Source organism: Halovivax gelatinilyticus (genome assembly GCF_024300625.1).
GTDB lineage: Archaea > Halobacteriota > Halobacteria > Halobacteriales > Natrialbaceae > Halovivax > Halovivax gelatinilyticus.
Genome location: NZ_CP101322.1, coordinates 2,072,983 through 2,096,945, shown reverse-complemented (window position 1 = coordinate 2,096,945; position 23,963 = coordinate 2,072,983). Strand labels below are relative to the sequence as shown.

Annotated in this window: 17 protein-coding genes; 7 read left to right on the top strand and 10 right to left on the bottom strand. The window is 62.4% G+C overall.

Going from position 1 to position 23,963, the window contains the following annotated elements; translation table 11 throughout:
* Window positions 1–33 precede the first annotated feature (33 nt).
* Window positions 34–759, top strand: a complete 726-nt coding sequence (locus NKH31_RS09790; RefSeq protein WP_254861609.1) for an E3 ubiquitin ligase — start codon at window positions 34–36, stop codon at window positions 757–759.
* Between the two features lie 48 nt (window positions 760–807).
* Here NKH31_RS09790 and NKH31_RS09785 read toward each other — a convergent pair whose 3' ends face one another.
* Both NKH31_RS09785 and NKH31_RS09780 read right to left on the bottom strand, forming a co-directional pair.
* The gene (locus tag NKH31_RS09785) at window positions 808–1,596 is read right to left on the bottom strand and encodes a DUF4382 domain-containing protein (RefSeq protein WP_254861608.1); all 789 of its coding nucleotides are present in this window, start codon (window positions 1,594–1,596) and stop codon (window positions 808–810) included.
* A 72-nt stretch (window positions 1,597–1,668) separates the two neighbouring features.
* Window positions 1,669–2,835 (bottom strand): stage II sporulation protein M, encoded by a 1,167-nt coding sequence (locus NKH31_RS09780; RefSeq protein ID WP_254861607.1) that lies wholly within the window; start codon window positions 2,833–2,835, stop codon window positions 1,669–1,671.
* A gap of 156 nt (window positions 2,836–2,991) precedes the next feature.
* Here NKH31_RS09780 and NKH31_RS09775 point away from each other — a divergent pair, with 156 nt between their 5' ends.
* Both NKH31_RS09775 and NKH31_RS09770 read left to right on the top strand, forming a co-directional pair.
* Window positions 2,992–4,287, top strand: a complete 1,296-nt coding sequence (locus NKH31_RS09775; RefSeq protein WP_254861606.1) for an amidohydrolase — start codon at window positions 2,992–2,994, stop codon at window positions 4,285–4,287.
* 162 nt (window positions 4,288–4,449) lie between these two features.
* Complete coding sequence (locus NKH31_RS09770) at window positions 4,450–5,199, top strand: hypothetical protein (protein WP_254861605.1); 750 nt, start codon at window positions 4,450–4,452, stop codon at window positions 5,197–5,199.
* 399 nt (window positions 5,200–5,598) lie between these two features.
* Here NKH31_RS09770 and NKH31_RS09765 read toward each other — a convergent pair whose 3' ends face one another.
* The 3 genes from NKH31_RS09765 to NKH31_RS17815 all read right to left on the bottom strand — a co-directional run bounded on the left by NKH31_RS09765 (window position 5,599) and on the right by NKH31_RS17815 (window position 14,640).
* A complete protein-coding gene (locus NKH31_RS09765; protein WP_254861604.1) occupies window positions 5,599–9,324 on the bottom strand; it encodes a S8 family serine peptidase in 3,726 nt (1,241 codons plus the stop codon).
* Between the two features lie 392 nt (window positions 9,325–9,716).
* Window positions 9,717–14,144, bottom strand: a complete 4,428-nt coding sequence (locus tag NKH31_RS09760) for a S8 family serine peptidase (RefSeq protein WP_254861603.1) — start codon at window positions 14,142–14,144, stop codon at window positions 9,717–9,719.
* A 370-nt stretch (window positions 14,145–14,514) separates the two neighbouring features.
* The gene (locus NKH31_RS17815; protein ID WP_425492249.1) at window positions 14,515–14,640 is read right to left on the bottom strand and encodes a PGF-CTERM sorting domain-containing protein; all 126 of its coding nucleotides are present in this window, start codon (window positions 14,638–14,640) and stop codon (window positions 14,515–14,517) included.
* On the opposite strand from NKH31_RS17815, the gene NKH31_RS09755 reads away from it, so the two are divergent.
* On the top strand, window positions 14,639–15,928 hold the full coding sequence (locus NKH31_RS09755; protein WP_254861602.1) for an adenosylhomocysteinase: 1,290 nt from the start codon (window positions 14,639–14,641) through the stop codon (window positions 15,926–15,928). The two genes, NKH31_RS17815 and NKH31_RS09755, sit on opposite strands and share 2 nt — an antisense overlap.
* Window positions 15,929–16,037: 109 nt before the next feature.
* Here NKH31_RS09755 and NKH31_RS09750 read toward each other — a convergent pair whose 3' ends face one another.
* Window positions 16,038–16,277 (bottom strand): hypothetical protein, encoded by a 240-nt coding sequence (locus NKH31_RS09750; protein WP_254861601.1) that lies wholly within the window; start codon window positions 16,275–16,277, stop codon window positions 16,038–16,040.
* Between the two features lie 594 nt (window positions 16,278–16,871).
* On the bottom strand, window positions 16,872–17,816 hold the full coding sequence (locus NKH31_RS09745; protein WP_254861600.1) for a winged helix-turn-helix domain-containing protein: 945 nt from the start codon (window positions 17,814–17,816) through the stop codon (window positions 16,872–16,874).
* Between the two features lie 122 nt (window positions 17,817–17,938).
* On the opposite strand from NKH31_RS09745, the gene NKH31_RS09740 reads away from it, so the two are divergent.
* The 3 genes from NKH31_RS09740 to NKH31_RS09730 all read left to right on the top strand — a co-directional run bounded on the left by NKH31_RS09740 (window position 17,939) and on the right by NKH31_RS09730 (window position 19,827).
* Window positions 17,939–18,757 (top strand): CPBP family intramembrane glutamic endopeptidase, encoded by an 819-nt coding sequence (locus tag NKH31_RS09740; RefSeq protein ID WP_254861599.1) that lies wholly within the window; start codon window positions 17,939–17,941, stop codon window positions 18,755–18,757.
* An 86-nt stretch (window positions 18,758–18,843) separates the two neighbouring features.
* Entirely contained in the window at window positions 18,844–19,368 is a 525-nt protein-coding gene (gene hjc / locus NKH31_RS09735; RefSeq protein WP_254861598.1) for a Holliday junction resolvase Hjc, read from the top strand.
* Window positions 19,369–19,578: 210 nt separating this feature from the next.
* Window positions 19,579–19,827, top strand: coding sequence for a universal stress protein (locus tag NKH31_RS09730; RefSeq protein ID WP_254861597.1), 249 nt, complete (start codon window positions 19,579–19,581; stop codon window positions 19,825–19,827).
* 63 nt (window positions 19,828–19,890) lie between these two features.
* Here the strand turns inward: NKH31_RS09730 and NKH31_RS09725 are convergent, their stop codons facing one another.
* From NKH31_RS09725 to NKH31_RS09715, 3 genes are all read right to left on the bottom strand, one after another.
* Complete coding sequence (locus NKH31_RS09725; RefSeq protein WP_254861596.1) at window positions 19,891–20,610, bottom strand: hypothetical protein; 720 nt, start codon at window positions 20,608–20,610, stop codon at window positions 19,891–19,893.
* Window positions 20,611–20,737: 127 nt separating this feature from the next.
* Window positions 20,738–21,652: a hypothetical protein gene (locus tag NKH31_RS09720; protein WP_254861595.1), complete on the bottom strand. Its 915-nt coding sequence runs from the start codon at window positions 21,650–21,652 to the stop codon at window positions 20,738–20,740.
* A gap of 366 nt (window positions 21,653–22,018) precedes the next feature.
* On the bottom strand, window positions 22,019–23,950 hold the full coding sequence (locus NKH31_RS09715; protein ID WP_254861594.1) for an acyl-CoA dehydrogenase family protein: 1,932 nt from the start codon (window positions 23,948–23,950) through the stop codon (window positions 22,019–22,021).
* Window positions 23,951–23,963: the final 13 nt, after the last annotated feature.

Genomic DNA, 23,963 nt, shown 5'->3' with positions numbered 1-23,963 from the left:
GTTTCATTTTAAAATCGTATCTACGCGTGAACGATGAACACCTTCCTCCTCGTCGCCGCCCTCGGTCTTCTGGGTGCGAGTCTTCCCCTCGCAACCGGGCTGTGGAAACTCCGACCGGTGGTTCGAATCCTCCGAAGCGACCCGACGTCGATCGAAACCGCCGTCAACGGAACGGGAACCGTCGAACTGGAGGGGACGGCCGGCGTCGCCGAGTCGACGGTTAACGCTCCGTTCACGGGGACGGCGTGTCTCGCCTACGAATGTACGGTCGAACGACGAACCGGGAGCGGTTCCAACTCGAACTGGACGACGGAAGTCGAACGGACGGCGGTCGTCCCGTTCGTACTCGAGAGCGACGAATCGATCGTCGTCGATCCGGACGGCGCAGACCGCTCGCTGTCGATCGACGAGGAGGGAACTGTCGACGGCGGTGAGACGCCGCCGGAACCGATCCTGACGGTGCTCCGCGAGGACGACTGTCCGGACGCGCGAAGCCGCCGTCGGCGAGTCCGAGAGCGACGACTCGAACCAGGCGAGTCGATCCACGTCTTCGGCGACGTCGAACGACGGTCGACGCCGGAAACGAGCGCCGCGAGCTACAATGCGGTCGTTTGCGAGGGCGACGCCCCGACCTTTGTCCTCACGGACGGCGACGAGCGAAGCGCACTGGTTCGACAGGCGGTGATGCCGGTCACCCTGATCCTGATGGGGCTGTTCAGCATCGTCAGTATACTCGTATTTCTCGCCGTCTACGCCTGAGCGGTGTCCGCTCACGACTCGATCGGCGACCACTGGAAGACGGACCAATCACTCCGCGTCGACGCGTGCGTCGACTGCTTCGATATCGACGTCGGTGCCGCTCTGGCTGATCACCGGCGTCAGGATGTATTTCCCGCTCTGACCGGCTTTGTGCGGGGCGATATCGTAGACGAAGTCGACCTCGTCGTCAGCTTCGACCGTAAACGGGGTCCGAATACGAAGCGTCTCGCTCGGGATTTTCACGTCGGCCTCGTCGCCGCCTAACTCCTCGGTCAGAACCGCGTCGATCTCGTCGACGAAGAGATCCACGGCGGTGTACTCGCCGGCGGGCACCTCGAGTTCGTCGAGCATCGTCGCGCGATCGCCCTGCAGTTGCGTGAGATCGAGCGTCTGGTCGTCGAGGTGGTACTCCTCCCAGCCGCCGCGAGAGCGCGCGCCTTCTCCTTCGTCATCGACGCCGTCTGCGTCTTCATCGTCCGCATCGTCGCCGTCTGCGTCTCCATACTCAGCAGTGCCGTCGCCACCGGTTTCGGCGTCGTCAGCCCCGTCGTCGGGGGCGCCGGCGTCGTCCGGTCGGCCGCCCTCGTCGTCCGCGTGCTCGCTCTCACCGTCGTCGGCGTCGTCTCCTGCGTCGCCGTCTTCGTCGTCGTTGTCCGCCGGTTTGAACGCGACCGTCGAGACGGTGACGTGGAGGTACTCGAAGTCGTCGATGCGATTCGGTTCGTCGCTCACGTAGAAGCGGACCGTGCCGGACTCCTCGTCGTCGAGGACGCCGGTACAGCCAGCTGTAAGCGCGAGTCCGCCCGCTACCGTTCCACAGAACGTTCGTCGGTTCATACGCTCACCCATCCGTCACGGTCGAATAAAGCGACGCGACCGTTGGCGGTCGTTCGGACCGTTTTGAACGGTTTACTCAGCGAAGAACCCCTCAAGCGCCAACACGGTGACGTGGGCCTCGACGAACGCCGCGAGGACGAGCAGCGACCACGCGAACGCGACGAGCAGCGTCGTCCGGAGCAGGTAGGGTTTGGTGACGAACGACTCGCGCGAACCGGAGATCCGCTGGGCGAATCGGTGGAGGAGCCTGAAGCCGACGGCCGCGGCGACGAAGATGGCCGTCAGTTCGAAGATAGCGTGCGGGGCGAGGGCGACGAACGTGAATCCGATCCCTTCCGACTGCGTGGCGAACCAGGCGACGTTCCCGACGACGATGCCGTTGAAGACGAGAAGAAAGAGCGTCAACAATCCGAGCGTTGCCGCTCCCGCGATGGCTAACAGGAACGGCTGCGTGTTGTTCTCGATGAACCACGTGGCCGTCAGATCTTCGTGATCGAGGTCGGCGAACGGATCCTCGCCGGTCAACTCCTCGAGTGCGTCCAGAACGTTGACGTCCGCGGACGCGACGATCGCCCCGACGACGATCCCGAGCGCGAACAACCCGACCGTGAGGTGTACGTATCGTCGGTGTTCGCGCCAGCTAGCCGAGAGATACCCGAAGACGTGCGGTGCCGAGCGGAGGCCGTAGACGCCCGCGGCGAGAAGCGCCGTTCCGAGGAGCGCAGCGCCGACGGCCGCGTCGACCGGACCCTGCCAGTAGATCGCTCCCGCGACGAGAAAGGAAACGAGACCGAGCGCGCTCAACAGTCCCGCCCAGAACCTGACGGTATCCGGGTCGGGGTCGCAGCCGACGCCGCCCCACCAACCCGAACCACTCTCATCGAGATCGATCCCGGGCTGGCCGTCGGCGAACTCGGATCCGACCGCGTCCGCCGTCGGAACGCCCGAACGATCGGATCCGTTGGCGCGTAACGTGTCTCCGTCGAGGTCGAGCGACGGATCGATGGGAATTCGGTCGGCCTGGGCGTCGGCCGCCCCGGATTCGGCCGCGTTCGATCGGTCGCCACCCGTCGGTCGATCGTCGGCCAGACCGGGAAAGCGCTCCGTCGCAGTCTCGCCGTCACCGTCGGAATCCGGGACCCGTGGGACGTGACCCCGCTCCGGCGACTCTCGCGAGGGGTTCGTCTCGCCCGACCGGTCGTCGTCCGCAACACGCTCGTCACCCGAACGCTCGTCCATGGGAGGGCTAACGGATGAGCGATCGTTAAACCCTCGTTTGTCGACGCGATTCGAGAATCGCCGCCAGTCGAACGGACCAGCAGCCGGGCGTCTCGCCAGCCTCGATCCACCGGCCAGATCGATAGCCTAAGGCGATCGCGCGAGAAACCCAGCAGTATGCAGACGCTCGCACTCACCGGCGGCCACGTTCTGCGACCGGACCTGACCGTCTCTCGTGGCGACGTGCTCGTCGATCGGGAAGCCGGCGAAATCGTCGAGGTGGGATCGGCTCTCGGCTCGGAGGCTGACGAAACGCTCGACGCGACGGGCGCACTCGTCACCCCCGGGCTGGTCAACGGCCACTGTCACGCCGCGATGACGCTGCTTCGCGGCTACGCCGACGACAAACCGCTCGACGCCTGGTTACAGGAAGACATCTGGCCGGCCGAAGCCGAACTCACGCCCGAGGCGATCGAGGCCGGGACGGAACTCGCGCTGGTGGAGATGATCCGCGCGGGAATCACCGGCTTCGCCGACATGTACTTCGAGATGGACCGGGTCGCGGACGCCGTCGCCCGCGCCGGCGTCCGCGCCAGACTCGGCCACGGCGTCATCTCCGTCGGCAAGGACCACGACGCCGCCCGCGATGACGCCGAAACCGGCCTGGCGTTCGCCCGCGAGTACGACGGCGCGGCCGACGGTCGCGTTCGAACGGCCTTCATGCCCCACGCGCTGACGACCGTGAGCGCCGAGATCTTCGAGGAGTACGTTCCGAACGCGCGCGACGCCGACCTACCGGTACACGTCCACGCGAACGAGACGACAGCGGAGGTCGAGCCGATCGTCGACGAACACGGCGTTCGCCCGCTCGAGTACGCGCGCGATCTCGGCCTGCTCGAATCCGAGGACTTTCTCGCCCACGGCGTCCACGTCGACGAGACGGAGATCGACCTCCTCGCCGAGACCGGCGCGGGCGTGATCCACTGTCCCGCCTCGAACACGAAGCTCGCGAGCGGGATGGCACCCGTCCAGGCCATGCGCGACGCCGGCGTCACGGTCGGCCTCGGCACCGACGGCGCGGCCTCGAACAACGACCTCTCGCTGTTAGACGAGGCGCGCGACGCCGCCATGATCGGGAAACTGGCCGCAAACGACGCGGCGGCCGTCCCGGCCGAGGCCGTCGTCGAGATGGCGACGGCGGGAAGCGCCGAGGCGATCGACTTGCCGGTCGGTCGACTCGAAGTCGGTGGCACGGCCGACCTCGCCGTGATCGACCTCGAGTCGCCTCACCTCACGCCAGCCCACGACCTCGTGAGCCACCTCGCCTACGCGGCCGCGGCGAGCGACGTTCGTCACACCGTCTGCGACGGACGGGTGCTCATGCGCGATCGGGCGGTGCAGACGCTCGACGTCGAGACGGTCCGAAACAGAGCTATCGACGAGGCGACGGCGCTCGTTTCGCGCGCCGAATAAGCGGCGAACGACCGGCCGTGGCGGACCGATTCGTTACCCACTGTTGAACGTTCAGATTCGAGTATAAACGTTCTAACCGACTCTCAGAGGTTCCTGTACGACGCCGAACGAATCGAACCGCGAGGGGGCTTTATTCACCGGATAGCCGATGGTCCGACCGTAATGATCCGTACCCGAACCACGATCGCGATCGTGCTGGCGCTGGTGATGGTCCTGTCCGTCCTGGCCCCGGTCAGTGCGGTCGCGGCCGAAGACGACGGAGATAACGCGGCAGAGTTGACCGTCAACGTCTTCGACCCTGCTGACCCGATCGTCGAGGTGACGAAGAACGACACCGGCGTCGACAACGCGAGCGTGAACGTCACGCTCGATGCAAATGCGAGCGACGAGAACGCGACGTACGACGGCGTCGGCGACTACGCGGCCGACGAGAACGGCAGCGTCGACCTTCCCGTTCCGAGCGAGAACGTGACGATCGACGTCAAAGCGACTCACGAGAACGAGACCGCCACGACGTCGTTCGACCTCGTCGCGCCCGACGACGATGACGAAGAGGATGATGACGAAGGCAACGGTGAAGGACCACCGGAGACGACGCTCGGTCAGCTCCTCTCGCAGTTCATCGGCGATAACAAAGACGACGTCGACGGGCCGTTCGGCCTCGCCGTCGTCGACTTCGTCCACGAGCACAACCCCGGTAACGTCCCCGACCACGCCGGCCCACCGGACCACGCTGGCGGTAACGACGGCGAGCAGGGACCACCCGACCACGCGGGCGGTGACGACGGCGACGAACAGGGCCCGCCTGACCACGCCGGCCCACCGAGCGATGGAGATGACGGTGACGAAGACGACGATGAATCAGACGACGGCGACGAGGAAGATGACAGTGACGACGGAAGCGACGAGTAACGACGGTCGGAGCCGCTGAGCAGAAACGCCTTCCCGGCCCGCACCGACCGATTGAAGCCTCGGCGAGCACGCCGATACGGCACCCCACTACACGCGACGGCCTCGATTCGGACGGTAAACGACCGTTTTCTTGCGGGAACCACGCACACGTTCAGCGTGGACTCACCGCCCCGTCCGCGTGGATCCTCGAGCACCCCGTCGGCGTGGATCCGCGCACCCTGTCTACGTGGACCCATGTACCCATCGGCGTCGACCCGAACCCGGTGGTTCCTCGGTTATCGACGTTCCCGAGAGCGTCGGCTCCCAGGTAACCCGGCCGTGAAAAGTACGACCCGAGCGCAATCGGTCCGAGGGCCGTCGGCGGGCTCTGGGTACCGACAGGACCGGATACGACGGGCGTTACCGTCGCCGGTGGACGAACGCGACGGCGGCGAGCGCGAGGAGTGTGGCAACGACGCCAAAGGCAGGGATGGCATCGTCCGCGGAATCGTCGTCCGTGGAATAATCGTCGACAGCGGGCGATTCGGACGCGTCAGTCGAGTCGTCGGCGTCCCCGTCGGCCGACTGGTCGTCGGAAGTGGTTTCGTCCGATGGAGCCGGGTCGTCGACGGTGACCGTCCCGACTGACTGACCGTCGAGGTCGATCTGATACGTACCCGGTTCGTCGAACGCGTGTGAGAGCGTCGTCTCGATCCGTTCGCCGGCCGGCACGTCGAACGTGGCCGTCTCCACGACCGCGCCGTCGACGGCCAGTTCGAGCGGCTGCTCGCCGTCCGCGTCGCCGGTATTGATCAGTTCGACGAGGACGCCAGTCGATTCGTCGACGGTGATCTCGGCGTCGGCGAGTTCCATCGAGAGAACGGAGACCGACGGTTCGGGTGTCGGCGGTGGCGGGAGAAAGCCGCCCCCACTACTCTCCTCGACGGTGACGGTGGCGTTGGCCGTCTCGTTTTCGGATGCGATAGCATAGTCAACCACTCCGGGCGTCTCGACCGTGTGGGAGAAGGTAACCGAAGTCGTATCCCGTTCACCCATCGACGTGTTTTCTGTCCCGTTCAGCGAGACAGTCTGACTGGTAACGCGGTCGCCGTCGGCGTAAAACGAAACCGTATCGTTCCAATCGGCCGTACCGAAATTGGCGACCGTTGCCCCGACCGTGACAGTATCACCTTCTTCAGCCGTCTCCGGAGCGGAAAGGTCATCGATGCCGAAGTGGTGTGAGCGTTGCTCGATCGTCAGTGTCCCAAAGACGTCGTCTGCAGTAACGGTGTCGAGCGTCGTCGAATTGGTCGAAAAACCACGAGAGGTTGCGCTAACGGTATAGGTGTCTCCAAGCCCCGGAACCGCAATCTGATCGACCGTTTCGTTGTACCACGTGACGTCACCCCAGCCAGTAGCGTCGGTCGTCGCTGAGATCGTAGCGCTCTCGGATTGTACACCGCTCGCGTTCACCGCACCCGAGAGCGTGGCGTTTCCAGTTAGCCGAAGATCGAACGCGGTCGATGCGTTATCCTCGAGACTGGCAGTCGTCTGACTCGTCCCCTCGTAGTACGGGGCCGAAGCGGAGACGGTGTAATTCGCGCCGATGCCCGGGACCGCGAGCTCGAAGGAACCGTCACTGTCGGTCGCGTTCGTAATCGTGAGCGAGTCGCTGGCATCCGCACGTTCCACGTCGACCGTCGTATTCGGTATTGAGACGTCTTCGCCGTCCGGAGTCTTCCCGAAGGCATCCACGAGCGTCCCCTCGATCGTCGCATTTCCGGTGAGAAGGAGGTCGCCTGCGTCGGTAGTTGTGTCGGGTGTTAGCTCCGAAACTGCCGTCGAATTCGTCTCGTATCCGGTTGCATCGACGGTTATCAGGTACTCGCTGGCACTCGAGACGTTTTCGATTAGGTACGTACCCTCTCCCACGGTGGCGGTCCCGTCGTAGGAACCGACCGATTCGTTCGTCGCCGTAACCGTCGCGTTTTCGATCGGATCGCCGAAGTTCGATTCGGTAATCGAGAGAGTGATGTTCGAATCACCGACGAGTGAACGCGTGTGGTCCACTTCGCCGTCGACGACGATCGTCTCCGTCTCCGTCTCGTATCCCTCGGCCACGATAGACACCTCGTAGGCCGTCTCGTTCCCAGGAATATCGATCGCGTACGTGCCGTCACTCTCCGAGACGGTTACGTACGTTCCAGCGTCGCTCACTGCGGAGACCGTCGCGTTTTTGACTTCGAAACCGGATTCTCGGTCGGTGACGGATCCAGAAAGCGCCGAATCGCCGACGAGAGCTACGTCCACCACGGCCGACTCGCCGTCTCCGACGTGCGTCGTCACGGACCGTGGCTCGTAGCCAGGAGCCAGCGCCGTCAGTTCGTACTCGACACTCCCACGGACAGATTCTAATTCGAACTCGCCGGTCCCATCGGTCTCGGCGACGTAGCTCTGGTCACCGCCGTGTGCATCCGTCGCTGTCAGAGAAACGTGCTCAAGTTGCTCACCAGTGACCGCGTCGGAAATCGTTCCCTCGAGTGAGGCGGTTCCGATTACCGATACCGTGCCGAGATCGAGGGTCTGATCGCTCCCGACGTATTCACCGTCTTTCGTCACGGCCTGATACCCTTCGGGATCGACGGTCAGGTCGTACGCATTGTCGCCGGCGACCTCGACGGCGAACGACCCGTCGGAATCGGTTTTCGCTTCGGCGGTCTCCGCTCCCGACACGGCCGTGACAGTTACGCCTTCGACTGGATCACCGGTGGTGTCGTCCACAACCGTACCCTCGAAGGTTGCCGGGACGAGTTTGCTAACGGCCGCCCGCGCGTCGATGATCCCGGCGCCGTACTGGCTGTCCTTGTCGCCCTTGACGTACATCGCGTCGTCTTCGTCCCAACTATCCGGTTTCAAGGCGGTCGCTTCGAGCGCAGCGGTTATTTCGCCGGGTGAAAGATCGTCGTCCGTCGCGGACTGTATCAAGGCGACCGCCCCCGAAGCGTGCGGGGCTGCCATGGACGTTCCAGTCTTAAACCCGTACTCATCATTCGGAAGTGCACTGTTTACGTTCGTACCCGGTGCGGCGACATCGGGGACGATCCACTCGCCCGGCCAGTGGGATTTCGGCCTCGGGAATTCGCTTTTCTGCACGAGTTCGCCGCTCGACGTGGAGAAAATACCGTCGTGAAAATTGCTGTTCCCGACGGCGAACGAATCGTAGACGTTCCCCGGGCTGGTGCTACTTCCCTCCTCAGTGTTCCCGGCCGACGCGACGACGAGGACGCCTGCCGACTCGGCGTTCCGGACCGCATCCGGGTACTGACTGGAGTATCTCTCTCCGCCTAAACTCATGCTGATGACGTCAGCATCGTTCTGAATAGCCCACTCCATCCCTCCAATAACCTGAGACGACCAGCCGAAGCAACTGCCATCATCATTCTCTTCGACGAGGACGCCACCGTGCATCAATTCGACGTCCGGCGCGACGCCGATGTGCGTTCCCGAGCCATCGCCGCCCGCGACCGTTCCGCTGACGTGGGTTCCGTGAGTTCCACAGTCGTAAGGTTCAGAGCCAGAGACGTCGTTCCCGTATTCGTTGAACTCCGCCCAGCCACCGGGATAGGTCGGATCGGTCGGATCGTCCGAATGCAGGTCGAGATCTTGGTGACTCGCATCGATTCCAGTGTCGAGGACCGCCACCCGGACCCCGTCACCCCGCGTCCCGAAGGTCTCCCACACGTCGGGAGCGTTGATCCTGTCGAGTCCCCACGTGACGTCGGTCGCGGTCGTCGCCGTTCGGTCGGTGGCTTCGGTCACCGTCGTCGACGGTGGCGTAACTTTCGAATTCTCCTCGATCCGTTCTACGCCGTCAATTCTCGCGAGTTCCTCGATCGCCACCCGCTCGGTGTCCACGGTCACCAACGCGCCGTTTACCAGCCAATAGGATCGTTCGATCGTCACCGCATCCGATCGATCAGCGAGCTGATTCAACGATACCTGTGAGTCGTTCGCCGCTCGTTGAAGCGTGTTGACGGGGTCGTCACTCGACTGTACGGTCGCGCTGTCGACCGATCCGAAGCGAACGATCACCTCCATCTCGCCCGTCGCGTTTTGTAATCCGTCTTCGATCTCGACCGACTGCATCGGTTCACCGATCTGCTCGTCCTGTCCGGCACCCGACGATCCAAATTGAGCCGTCGTTACACCGCCCCCGAGTGTCAGGAATAGCAAAACGACAATCAGAAGTGTCAAAATTATATTATTCCTTATCCCGGTTCCCATTCGTAGACGTTGCTCTTTATTCCAGATATAAAGAATTTCGTTGTTTATGGTTTTGCTTCGGTTTATCACAATCGGTCGTTTTAAGACATATAACCAGCTCCCAGTCTAATCGGGCACCATTCGTGGTTATTTTCGTCAAGAACTGAACTCGAACCACATGGAGTGACACACCAACTATGAAGTTCCTCGACAGTTTGGCTCCGCACGATTCCGCCGATCAGACGCAATCGGCAGCGGTCAGCAACGCAGATACGTCACAATCGACGGCGAGCGACGAGTGTCACAGCCGACAACGCGATGAGTGCGACAACGGGCGTAAAGCCCGGAATACCGTCTCCGTCGTCGCCAACGTGGTCATCACCGACATCGTCCGCTGGCTCCGATTCGTCGTCACCGTCGTCGGTCTGCTCGGTATCGTCGCTCGACTCGTCCGAATCCGCCGGGTGCTCGACCGTCACGAATCCGATGATTTCGCCGTCGACGGCGAGTTCGTAGGTTCCCGGTTCGTCGAACGCGTGTGAGAGCGTCGTCTCGATCCGTTCGCCGGCCGGCACGTCGAACGTGGCCGTCTCCACGACCGCGCCGTCGACGGCCAGTTCGAGCGTCTGCTCGCCGTCCGCGTCTCCCGAGTTTCTCAGTTCGACGAGGACGTCCGCCGTCTCACCGACCGTGATCTCCGTCGTAACGAGTTCCATCGAGAGTACGGATATCGACGGTTCGGGTGCCGGCGGTGGCGGGAGGGAAATCCCGCCGCTGCTGGCCTCTTCGACGGTCACCTCCGCTTCGGTCGATTCGCTCGACGTGGTAACGTTGTACGTCATTGAACCAGCGTCCGACGGCTCGTGCGTGAACGAGACGGTCGTGGTCGCCGCGTCAGCCGGGTCGTCGGTACCGTTAAGCGAGACCGATTGATTTGCCCACTCCTCGTCCTGGACAAACAGCGTGACCGTGTCGTTTCCGTCATCCGTACCGAGATTCGCAACAGTCGCCTCGATCTCGACGGTGTCTCCCTCCGTTACCTCGTCGGGGGCGCTGAGATCGTCCACGGCGAAGTAGTACGCGTGTCTGGTGAGCGTCGCGTCTACGTCAGTCTCGTCTCCCGTGACCGATTCGAGCGTGGTCGCGTTGGTCGTGTACCCCGGCTTCGACATCGCAACCGTGTACTCCGACGCGTCACCGGGGACGCGTTCGACGACGTAGGTTCCGTCGGCGCCCGTTTGAGCGTGATACTCCCCGCCCGTCTCCGACGTGACGGCGATCGAAACGCCCTCGATCGGTCCGCCGTCGGCGTCCTCGACGGTACCGGCGATCGAGGCCGATCCGTTCAGCTCGATCTGTCCCACGTCGGTGTCGCCCGCGTCGATCTCGCGTTCGATCGTCGCCGTCTCGAAGCCGTCCGCGTGGACGTCGATCGTGTACGTCTCGCCCGTTCCCGGGAGGCCATCGACCGCGAAGTCGCCCGCGTCGTCCGTCTCGACCGGATCGGTGGTCGACCCATCCGGGTAGGTGACCGTCACGGTCGCGTCGGCGAGTTTCTGCTGGGTCACGGCGTTCGCGATGGTACCATTGATCGCGCCGTTACCCACTAGCCAGAAGTCGACTTCGGTGGTTCCGTCCGCCTCGACGGCGACTGAGTCGTTTGTCTCGGCGTCGTAACCCTGAGCCTCCGCCGTGACGTCGTACGTATCGGCTGGTAGGTCTTCGATGCGGTACTCGCCGGCCGTCAGTTCGATCGCCTCGAACTCCCCGTAGGTTCCCGTGGCCGTTACCGTCGCGTCGTCGATCGGTTGCTCGAATCGGTCGTCTCCAAGCGCCACCTCGATCGTGGCGGTACCCGATGCGTTAAGGTCGAGGCTGTACTCGCCACCGGCCGACCACTCGGCAGTTTCTTCGATCGAAAGGCCGTCGACCTCGAAGGTCACGGTGGCCCCCTCGTCGTCCGCTGCTCCGTCGACGACGAGCGGATCGTCGGCGGTCCCGTACTCTCCGGGCGTTTCGACGGTCGTCGTGCCGCGGAGTTCGCCGTCGACGTACGCCTCGACCACGGCACCTTCGGGTGCCGGGTTGTCGCCGATGGTGACCGAGCCGGAGAAGGTGGCTGGTTCTACACCGTCGTCGGCAACAAACTCAACCGCGTTGGCTAAGATTTGGTCAGCCTCGGACGTGTAATCACCACTCGTGACGTACTCGGTAGAACCGAACGAAGAAAGCAAAACCGTTCGGTTTCCTTCATCGACGCCGATTCCATCTCCATCCGTTACACCACCGGCCTGAATATATCCGATCACGTCACCGTCGTATCCCGCAAACCAAGTTCGATCGGGGTCGTTGGCGTCGTGGATGGACACGAGATTACCTTGCTCACCTACCCCCTCGAAGATCGGATGATCAGCGAGGATCTCGAGTTTAGGATCTTGATCATTGAGACTCATAGATGTCGATGTCGGATTGTCTAAGACGCTAGACTTTACAGAGATTCCGTTACTTTCATCACCCCATTGATCGTTACCCCATTGATCGAGCCAGACGACACCCGTCGAGTCACCGTTCGTGTAAGAGGCAAAGTCCTGCACGTGTCCTTCGTCGATGTTTTGGACGACGAAGACGTCGTACTCGCCGTCTGAAGCCGCAGTAACGGCCTCGGCGCCGTCGATCACGGAGACGGAAACGCTCTCGTCGGACTGACCGTTAAGACGAGTGGCGACATCGTGACCCAATGTTTCGTCGTCAACGACGGCCACAGAGACTTGTTGTTCGAGAACTGCCGTTGGTCTGGTCGTGAGAATTTCGCTGTCGGACGACCCCGTAAAGGTGTGTTCGAGTTCGAGGTCACCGGTCGTATCGACTTCGGTGGTGACTTCGAGAGCGACTTCACCGCTGACGTCGTCTACGTCGACCGCCTCGCCCTCGTCGATCGGCTCGCCGTCGAACGTAAACGAGAGTACGCCGTCGTATCCTGGTTTCCGGTCGACGGCATACGACTCGAGGTTCGCCACGGTGAACGAGACGGTGAACGTATCGCCTGCCATTATTCCCTTCGGCTGACCGGAGTCCAGCTCGACGGCCATCGAATCGGCGAGTTCGAAGTTGCGCTCGGCGACGTGCGTCTCATTATCGATCGTGACCGTCACCGTCTCTGTGGCGTATCCGAACTTATCGATTGTCACGTCGTAGGTTCCCGGTGCAAGGACGGCATCGTACGCACCCGTCACGTTTGTTTCGATCGACTGTCCACCGACCGAGACGATTGCCCCTTCGATTGGATCTCCAGCGTCATCGGTCACGACACCCTCGATTCCCGAATCGACCGCTACCGACGCAGTAGCAGCGTACACATCGATAATACCGCTACCGTAGCGATTATCCTTTCCGCCGATGGCGTCATCCGCATTGCTTTCATCCCAGTCGTCCGGCTTCCAGGCCGTCTGTTCCAATACATCGACTAGGTCATATGGCCCCAGCCCACCACCCGATGCAGCGAGAAGTAGCGCCGCGGCACCGCTCTTGTGGGGAGCGGACATTGACGTACCTGACATTGTATGGTACCCACCACCTGGTATTGCACTCAAAACATCATCCCCAGGTGCTGCAATGTCCGGAGTGATGTACTCATCCGGCCAGTCGTCGGGAGCGTCGTCACCGAAGGCGTCCTCGGAGTCGATCAACAGTCCACCGGAAAAGTCAGCAACCTCCTCGTCCTCGGTGGTTGCACCGCTCGCCAGGGAATCGTACACGGCCCCTGGTGAGCCGGCCGTTCCTTCACCGTCGTTCCCGATCGAGGCGACGACTAACGTTCCTGCATCCATTGCGTTGCGAACCGGGTCGACGTAATCACCGGATATGGGACCGCCTAGACTCATACTCAAAATATCCGATTCGGTATCGACAGCCCACTGAATCGAATTCATGATTGCCGCACCGTCGCAGGTACTGCCTTCACAGACCCGTGCATTTGCCAGTTCGACGTCCGGAGCGACGCCGATCGCCGTACCCGACGAGTCGCCGCCCGCGATCGTCCCGCTCACGTGTGTGCCGTGCCCGTCATTGTCAACCGGGTCGGACGAATCTCCGATGAAGTCTATCCAGCCGTCCTCTTCGGCTAATTCGATATCCGGATGGTCAGCATCCACACCGGTATCGGCGACCGTTACTCGGATATACTGGCCCGTAGTTTCGAACTCGTCCCACGTCGCCGGTACGTTGATCTGTTCGAGTCCGTACGTGTACGCGTCACCGGTCGGTTCCGCGTCGGCGTCGACGTTGACGGGTTCGGGGGCTGCAAACTGGTGATTTCGATGTAACTCCTGGATGCCGTCGATACCGGCGAGTCTCTCGAGGTCGGCCCGATCGGTGTCGACCGTCACCATGATCGCGTTCGTGATCCACCAGCGGTTTTCGATCGTTACCCCGTCCATCCGTTCGAGTCGGTCGAGAACTGGTTCCTGTGTCACCGCAGCGTGTGTCTGTAAGGTGGTTGCCGAGGTCTCTCGATCGCCAGGCAGCAGTGACTCATCCACGTCCGAAAGTCGAAGAATAACTTCGACCTCACCATCCGCCCCCTGAAGCACCATGTCGATCTCGGCCTCCGCCGACGAGCCGTTGTCGGCTTCGACGCCGTGATGATCGGACCCGAGTACTGTATCGGACGCGCCAACGCCGGTAAACGCTACCCCAACGAACACCACTGCCGAGAGTATGAATAATAATGATAAGTTTCGAATTCGGAAAGTCATTAGTTGACGATAATCAGCAATACAGAGGTATAGAAGTTCTGCTCAGTCACCTAATAAGATCTATATAATAGAATCTCCACCGGATTGATCGAATCGGTCGTCTCTTCGAGGTACCCATATCAACGACGTCGTCCGACACGAAGATCGAGTTGAGAGCGAGGTGACCCGCAGATTCCGAAGTGGCCCCCGAGGGCCAAACCGCGGGGGCGTCATCCGCGTTACTATCGTCGTCCGACGGCTGGGGGTCGCCGTATCAGTGATGAGGACACCCCCTCGGAATAAAAGGGATCGACCGCCGTCGGGCGACCTGCATGCCTTGCTATCGTCGGTTGATCACGAACACTACACCTGTAATCGCGATGATGGCGACGGTCGCCGTGAAGCCAGGGATGCCATCGTCCGCTGTCGGAACGGTTTTGGCCCCAGTGACACTTCGTTCGACCATGAGTACGTATCCGCAGATTAGCGAGCAACTCGACGATATCGAGTCCGCCCGCGAGGAGGGCCGTCGGAAGATGGAGTGGGCGCGCCAGCACATGCCCATCATGGCGGCCGTTCGCGAGGACTTCGAAGCGAATCAGCCCCTCGCCGGCGAGCGCATCGCGATGGCGATGCACGTCGAGGCGAAGACGGCGATCTTAGTCGAGACGCTCGCGGCCGGCGGCGCCGAGGTGGCCGTCACCGGTTGCAACCCGCTGTCGACCCACGACGACGTTTCGGCCGCGCTGGACGATATCGAGAACATAACCTGCTACGCCAAGCGCGAGGTCGACTCCGACGAGTATTACGCCGCCATCGAGGCGACGATCGATCTCGAACCGACGATCACCGTCGACGACGGGATGGACCTCGTCGCCGCGATCCACGAGGACTACCCCGAACTCATCGACGGCATCGTCGGCGGCTGCGAGGAGACCACGACTGGCGTCCACCGCCTGCGCGCGATGGCCGACGACGGCGCCCTCGAGTACCCCGTCTTCGCGGTCAACGACACGCCGATGAAGCGGCTGTTCGACAACGTCCACGGCACCGGCGAGTCGTCGCTGGCCTCGCTCGCGATGACGACCAACCTCTCGTGGGCCGGCAAGACGGTCGTCGTCGGCGGCTTCGGCTACTGCGGGAAGGGCGTCGCTCGCAAGGCCGCCGGCCAGAACGCGAACGTCGTCGTCACCGAGGTCGAGCCGCGCCGCGCGCTCGAGGCCCACATGGAGGGCTACGACGTCATGCCGATGGCCGACGCCGCCGAGATCGGTGACGTCTTCATCACGACGACCGGCAACCGCGACGTCGTCGTCGCCGAGCACTTCGAGCGGATGAAAGACGGCGTCCTGCTCGCCAACGCGGGTCACTTCGACGTCGAGATCGACCTCGACGCGCTCTCTGACCTCGCCGTTGATCGCTACGAAGCCAGAGACGGCGTCGAGGCCTACGAGATGGAAGACGGCCGCCGACTCAACGTCGTCGCCGAGGGCCGACTCGTCAACCTCGCCGCGCCCGTCTCGCTCGGCCACCCGGTCGAAGTCATGGACCAGTCCTTCGGCGTCCAGGCCGTCGCCGTCCGCGAGCTCCTAGAGCGCGACCACGCCGACGCGTACGAACCCGGCGTCCACGACGTCCCCGACGCGCTCGACAAAGAGATCGCCGAGATCAAACTCGACGCGGAGGGCGTCGCCTACGACGACCTCACCGACACCCAGCGCGAGTACATGGGCAGCTGGGATCACGGAACGTAGACGCCGCGTCTCGAACGGGAAATGCCGTCGTCTGCACGTCTGCGGTGGGTCGAAGTGCAGCGTTCGATTTCGGGCTCGGATTTTCTACCCGGATAGCTCCCTCGTCTGTCTAGCGCCCGGTTGCGTCCTGCAGGACGGTCTCGCTGAACTCCAGCATCCCTATCGCAGCCGCACAGTCGAGACAGCACTCCCTGGTCAGTGCTCGATAGCGTTCGCGAACAGCCGGTCGGGGCTCCGCGGAGAGTCGAACGAGTCGATGGGGAGCCACGTCGCGACCACACCGGTAACACGTGCGGTCAGCTCCGTCGTCGGACTCGAGTGCCCCGATCGCCCCGACGAGTGCGGACATCAATCGTCCGTCCGGTACCGTCGCTGAATGCACACGGTCCCATCCGTCCCCCACTCGACACCATCGAACCGTACCGAGCGATAGCGTGTCGACTCTCCGTACCGCGGGCGTGCGAGACCTTTTTGTCTCGGAAGTGTGTACGCAATCATGGCTACCAAAACCCTGCTCGGGTTCTTGGAAGCCGCGTCTCGGGTGCTGGTACACCCGGGGCATTTCTACCCCTTCGAGTCCGTGGCTTCCGTTCTACCCGTTGACGTGAAATGTATTATATCTACTGGTGGCGTCGGTAATGAATTACCGACAAAGGGGTCTAAGACAAGATGCCGGCCAGAATTCGAATAGTTCGAACTACAATCAACTAGGCCTGGATCGTACGCTCAAACCGCGAAAAGAACGCCGTTCAATTGATGGTCGTCGACCGGACCGAGCCGTCACTCGATGGCGCGACCGACGATTTTGTTTTGGCGCGAACGGTCACGCGAGGTTCGTCGAAGAACCCGAGCGAGTGTACACCGCGCCGTTAGTCGGACACGGCCCAACACAGCTCCGGGGTAGTCCCTCGCTGACGCCAGCTACCCACGACCGGCGGAAACGTCACCCCGATCGCCGCGAGTCCACCACTTCGAGTCGGTCGTCGACGGTCAGCGTCAACCGCGCGTCGTCGGCGACGAACGACACCTCCGCCAGGCCATCGTCGAGCATCGTTGACCGCGGCTCACCGGCGATCGCTCCCATCCGCCAAAGCGGTTCGTCGCGAACGTCGATGCCGAACTCGAGGAAGAACGCGGATACCAGCGGATGATCGAGCAAGAGCGTCGACAGGTTGGCCTGGGTACTCATCTCGCATCGATCACACTCGTAGACGACCGCGACGGCGTCGAAGAACGTCGTCGGCGGTTCGATCGAGCTCAGTTCGTCGAAGGTCGTGAACGATGGCTCGACGTGAGCGTAACACTGCGAGCAGAACTCGTTTCGACACTGCGCCAGCAACGTCCGAAGGTACCGGTCTGCCACGTGAGGATACCGCTCGACCGGGTGATCGGCGAGCGCTCCGGGCGGGAGTGGAAACGCCGTCTGGAACGGACAGGTCGAACACTCGATCCGCACCCGGTCGTCCTCGTAGTCGAACGTCAACGTTCCCCGATCTGCGCCCGTCGAGACCGTCTCGTCGGTGCCACCGCGTTCGCCGGCACTCCGACCGAATTCACAGGACGGACAGGGTTCGTCGAGCGGGATCGGATCGATCGAGCCGGCCATCGTGTACGAGCCCGCGAGCAGCGCCCCGATGACGTTGCGTCCAGCTGACCGAAGCTCGTAGCCGTCGTCGGTTTTGCGGACGAAGCCGTCCGTCAGCTTCCCGAGATGGTAGTTGAACTGGCCGGAGTCGCGAATTCCCACCGATTCCCGTAGCGCGGCGAACGTCAGCGGTTCGTCGTCCGCATCGAAGAGCGCCCGGAGGATGTCGATGCGCGTCCGATCCGAGAGGACGGAGAACGCCGCTTCGGCGTCCTGTACTTCGACGATGGGCGAGTCGTCCATGGTGAGAACTCGACCGGACGGACAAAAGGGCTAGCGGTCCGGCGGACGTCTCTCCGGGTTCGTACCGTCAGTCCGTGTGAGAAAAAGCAACGACCAAGGTCGTTCGGCCGAAAGCCAGACGTATGCGAAGTCAACGGGCGGAGTCGACCGTCGAGGCACCCGGCGGGCCGGTCCGGGCCGTCCTGGCCGGAATCGGGCTGACGCTCCTCGGTATCTTCGTCGCCGAACTGTTCACGCTGCCGGCCATCGCGCTCGATCCGAACCTGCTCTCCGAGCCGGGTGACGCGTCGCTGTCGGCGCGGACGATCTTCTTCATCTTGAACTTCGTCGGCATGGCCGCCGCGGGGGGACTCTACCTCTTTTACACCGATCGAGGCTGGGACTTCGTCGACCTCGCGCTCCCTGATCGGACCGACTGGGTGTACACCATCGGCGGAACCGCGGTGATCCTCCTCGTCTACGTGATCGCCAACGTCCTCATCACTGTCTTCGACATTCCCTCGGCGGACACGGGCATACTCGAGTTCATCGGTGACGACGAGGCGATGGTGTTGATCCTCATCGCGATCGCCTTTCTGTTCAACTCGCCGGCCGAAGAGTTCCTCTTCCGGAACGTCATCCAGAAGCGCCTCTACGCCGCGTTCACGCGAACGAACGCGATCATCGTCGCGAGCGCCATCTTCTCGCTCGTCCACCTGCCCGTCTACGCCGTCTTCGCCGACTCGGTGCTGGCGATGGCCGTTCCGCTGACGATGCTGTTCGTCGGCGGGTTGATCCTCGGCTACGCGTACGTCGAGACCGAGAACCTCTTCGCGCCGATCATCATCCACGCCGTCTACAACTCGGTCATCTGGGGACTGCTCTACATCTCGATGGTGTACGACGTCCAGTTCGACGAGCCGATCGACATGATCGGCCAATTCGGTGGCGTGCTCTGGTGAGCGCCGTCGGGTCACCGATGACCCGCGTTGTACTGCCACCGGATCGGTGTCGGCCAGTTTAAGGGGACGCGCTCGTGAGATAGGCTATGTCTCAGGCGAAGGGTGACCGACGCGAGCGCGAACTCGTCAACCGGCTCGACGAGGCCGGGTTCGCCGTCATGCGCGCACCCGCCAGCGGCTCTGCGACCGAACGCGAACTGCCGGACGTGCTGGCCGGCGACGGCGAGGTGTTCTACGCGATCGAGGCCAAATCGAGTTCGGGCAACCCGATCTATCTCACCGGCGAAGAGGTCGAGGCGCTCATCTACTTCGCGCGAAACTTCGGCGCGAAACCCCGAATCGGCGTCCGCTTCGACCGTGAAGACTGGTACTTCTTCCACCCGGGCGACCTCCACCACACCGACGGCGGAAACTACCGCGTCAAGAAGGAGACCGCCATCGCCGACGGGACCGACTTCGACGAGTTCGTCGGCGTGAGCGAGAAGGTGACCTTAGACGAGGTGGGAGACGGCGGCGAGTCCGCGGGACCCGACCCGGAGATCGTTCGGGTTCTGAACGCCGTCGAACAGGGAATCATGGACGTCGAGGAGGCCGCGGAGTTGCTGGAGTGAGGACCGTCGGACCCAACGATATTCACTGGCGGACGTCCAACCGTCGCGCCTGACCGTTCTCGTCGCGTACGACGGCTCCGAACCGGCCCAGAAGGCACTCCGCATTGCCGCCACCCCGACGACGAGATCTCTTACTTCGAGTGATCGAGGTCGCCGACGGCGCCACCGAGGCCGGCTTCGAACTCGCCAGAGAGAGAAGCTAAAGGAGCTTTGCGACGAGACGCGGACGGACCTCTCGGCGACGTCGAAGCGGTCATCGGTCCGACGGAGCGAGACGTCAGGGTAGAGACGGCTGCCGGCAAACCGGGTCGCGAGATCGTCCGCTTCGCCGACGAACACGACGCCGACCATATCGTCGTCGGTAACCACGGCCGGGAGGGCGTCGCTCGCGTGCTGGTTGGCAGCGTCGCCGAGCAGGTGGTCAGCCGGGCGTCGATGCCGGTCACCGTCGTTCGCTGAGCGTCACGGAGCGGAATGGAGAGCAACAATCTCCGACGTCCGAAACAATTCGTCGACGGGGCGTTATCCCCGATTCAAATAGAAGCGAAGCGGTCTGGCAACGCGATGTCCGATGCGCCTTAATCCCCGTTTCGTACCGTACCGGAGCTGACTGTACGCCCACGACGCGCCCAGCATGGATTCGTCGATCGCATACCGAGTCTGGTCGGGCCTCGCCGACTCGACCGGATAGACCGTTCCATCTTCGCTGAGAAAGCGAATCGCGTCAGCTACCCGTTCCTCGTGGAGTGTACATCGATCGGCAAGTTGCGTGACGGTCAACGGGTCGTGAGCCGTGCGCATTTCCCGCGTGAGTAGTCGGGCGTTCTGCATCGTGACCAGTAACTCGACATCAGAGACCGATTCGTCGACAGCACGTCGGTCGGTGGTCGATCCGCCGGGTTCGGTAGCCGTCAGGCGCGCTACTCGCGTGTCTAGAATCATCCACAGGCCGCCGAAGAGGACGAGACTCGGCCAGAGAAGTGAGTGACCAGATTCGCTAGCCAACCAGATCCAGACGAGCGAGCCACCGATGGTCAGTGTCCCTAGCAGCAGATTGACGACGTACCGATCGTCGACGTCACCAGTGACCAGAACGCGACCTAATTCGATCACGAACAACAGACCGACGATGAACAGTCCGAGTGATCCGAACGCTAGATACAGAACAACGGCGAATGCCAGGTAGAATACTAGTTTTGCGGGCGATCGAACGTGATCGATGGATGATCTATCGGAAGTCACGTGTCGCAAGTACCGTTGGCATGCATTTAACTTTTTTCCAACCCGGTCGGCGGAGTTATTTCCTTCTACCGAAAGAAATGTGAGTGGTCGAGACGGTTCCGAAGGAAAGTTTACTATAGGATGTTAATTAGGACGCCTGTGAGCAAAATGCGGCACAGATTGTACCTGCACCAGCCGCACACCCCTGATCATTGATGAAATCGATCAGGATCAAACAGGCGCCTCCACAGGCACCGAGGAGCCAGGGATTCGTGACGAACCTGAAACAGGCACTCACGCAGGTTCGTCTGGACACGCTACCACTCGCATTGTCACAGATGTAGAGAACCATGGGTGTACAGGTCCCTGCACAGAGGTATCCAATAAGATCACTGACGCTTTCAGTTCCGGCGTCACTGTCGAGGGCAGGCGATACCGAATCAGTACCGACGGTGACCTGATCCTGCACTCGTTCGTTCAGATCCATGGTAGCAGCCTCATCAGAACTGATAACGCCATTGGTGTCCCGACCGCGCTGTTCGAGCGTTTTTATCTGGAAGGTGAGATCTAAACGAGTAGAAGCGGTGGACAGCTGCTCTGCGATGAACGGTGCAGCTGAGACCACCCGGCTGCCGTCGGAGTGCGTTTCGAGTTGGGCAATTATCACGCCGCTATTTCCAGGTATCTCGACGGGACCTGTGGGATCGGGATCGAAGCGTTCGTCAGCGTAGCCGAGCAATACGATCCGGGGAGTTGCCTCGTTGACTGCGGGGTCGTCCGTGACTACGCTGAATCCACTTGCACTCCGGAATTCGAGCTCGTACGCGCTAAAGTGAGCTTCGAACTGGGACACGGCCGGATGATTACGAACAAGCGATCGGTCGGTGCTGATCGTTTCTCGATCTAGCTCGTTGTATTCGAGGATCGAAACGTCGGTCTCATCCTCGATAATTTGTCCAGCAACAGAACCTGCCCCGATTGCAGTCGATCCGAACACAGCCGCCCCGACCGACATTGACTTCAACACTGTTCGACGATTTGGTTGGTCATTTTTATCGGACATTGCATTCGGCACTTCAATTGACCAACTATTAAATGTTTTGATTGCCTATAGCATCACCCTCAATCTCATTATACTAGGAAATATTGTAACTCTTTTTAGTAAGGAAAGATTTTATCGGAACGGGGTTCAGATGGTAGCCTTAACGTAGGTCCCCTGCTAGATGCGGTTGAACGGCGGTGACGAACTGCCAACGTTCCAACCGTCTCAGCAACGAATGTGGCGAAACGGTATCAGTATCGACGGAATTGGGCCAAAGTCGACTAAAAGCTGATTTCGTGCCGTGTTTTTCGTAATGACGTCGGAAGCGTCGGGAGATCTTGTGACAGCGGTGAGATTGCGTCGAACGTACGTGGGCGCGCTATCCGCTCAAGGGAGATTCTCCGGCTCGACCGGCGCGTACCGAACCACCGCGTCGAAGTGCTCGATCGGGAACCGGTCCTCGCTCGTGATCCCGCGGGCCGCCCGGTCGCGCAGGTGCGTCTCGACGAACCGGCGAGCCACGAGCGCCGTGCGTCCGTTCGGGCCGCCGTCCGATTCGTCGCGATCCAGCTCAACCTGCGCTTCGGCGAGCAACAGCGCGGCCGTGTAGACGTCGAAAACGTAGTGAGCCAGCCGTTTCGCCGAGAGCTGGGCGTAGTCGGCGTCCGACCCGGCCAGCGTGACGAGCGCCTCCGAGAGGTCGACGTACTCGTCTCGCGTCACCTCGACGGCCGCTTCGAGCGCCGGATGCGTGACAGACTGCAATCGTTCGTCGATCGTCTCGAGCAGCGGTTCGTGCGCCGCTTCGCGGTCGAGCGCTCGCAACAGGTCCAGCGAGAGGACGTTCTCGGTCCCCTCCCAGATCGGAAGTACCTGGGCGTCCCGGAGCAGGCGATGGGTGACGAAGTCGGAAACGTAGCCGTTGCCGCCCTGAATCTCCATCGCGTAGGAGGCCGTGTCGACGGCCATCCGTCCCGTCCGCAATTTCGCGATGGGGATCAACGCGCGCATGAGTCGGTACGCGTCATCGGGATCGGTCGGACCGGTCAGGGCAGCCGCCGTCTCCTCGTCGCCGAACTCGGCCTCGGCCGCCGACATCGCGGCCCGATCGGCGTCGCGCTCGGAGCGACGGGATCGCTCGTGTCGTTCGCGCCTCGAGAGGAGCGCCGCCGAATCGAACGTGAACGCCGTCGCGGCCTCGTGGTCGACGGTCATGTCGACTAAATCCTCGCGCATCAGCGGGTACTCGTCGATCGGCGAGCCGAACGCCTCGCGGTTGGCCGCGTGAATCCGACTCTCGAGCAGCGCGCGACCGATGATCCCGCAGGAGGCCGCGGCGTTCGCCAGCCGCTCTACGTTCAGCATCTCGGCCATCTGGCGAAAGCCCTCGCCCTCCTCGCCGACGAGAAGCGCCTTCGCGCCGTCGAACTCGACCTCGCCGGTCGGCACCGAAATCGTCCCCAGCTTGTCCTTCAGCCGGCGGTACAGCTGGTCGTTCAGCGCAGCGCCGGACGGGTCAGACGAGCCGGCTCCGTACCGATCGCCCTTCGTCAGGACGCCCGCGTCGGGGTCCGCGTGCGGGACGAGAAACATCGAGAGTCCCGCCGTCCCGTCCGGCGCCTCGGGCGTCCGGGCCAGCGCGAGCGTCCCCTCGGCATCGATGTTCGAGCAGAACCACTTCTCACCAGAGAGCCGCCAGTAGCCCGATTCCTCGTCGTAGACGGCCTCCGTCTCGATCGCGCCGACGTCGCTGCCGCCCTGTTCCTCGGTGAGAAACATCGCTCCCTCGATCAGCTCGTCGTACTCCCGGGAGACGAGCGCCTCGTAGTACGGGTCGGTCGACTCGTCGCCGAATTTCTCTAGCACCAGCGCGGCGCCCATCGTCATCGCGACGGGACAGCCAAAGCCCGCGTCGGCGTAACACAGCAGTGCGAGCATGCCGAGCGCGTGCGATAGCGCCGTGGGTTCCTCGCGGTCGAGCGGCGAGTCGAACGCGTCGGCGACGATCCCGCGCTCGTAGACCAGCCGATCGTTCTCGAGTTGCTCGGGCGGGTACCTGACGAAATTGTGTACCTCGCCGTAGCGGTCGTGGGATTCGAGTTCGGGGCCGGTCGCGTCGACGCGGTCTGCGTTCGCGGCGACGGTGGTTCCGATCAGTTCGCCGAACGACTCCAGGCGCGACTCGGCCCACTCGAACTCGCCCGGACGCAGGACCCGACGAAGTTCGCGCTGCAGCGTCGGATCGAGCGTCCAGTAGTTTCGATCGGCCCGGTCGAACCGACCGAACTCGATCGGTCCGTCGGCGGATGGACGTGTCATACCGGTTCGTTCG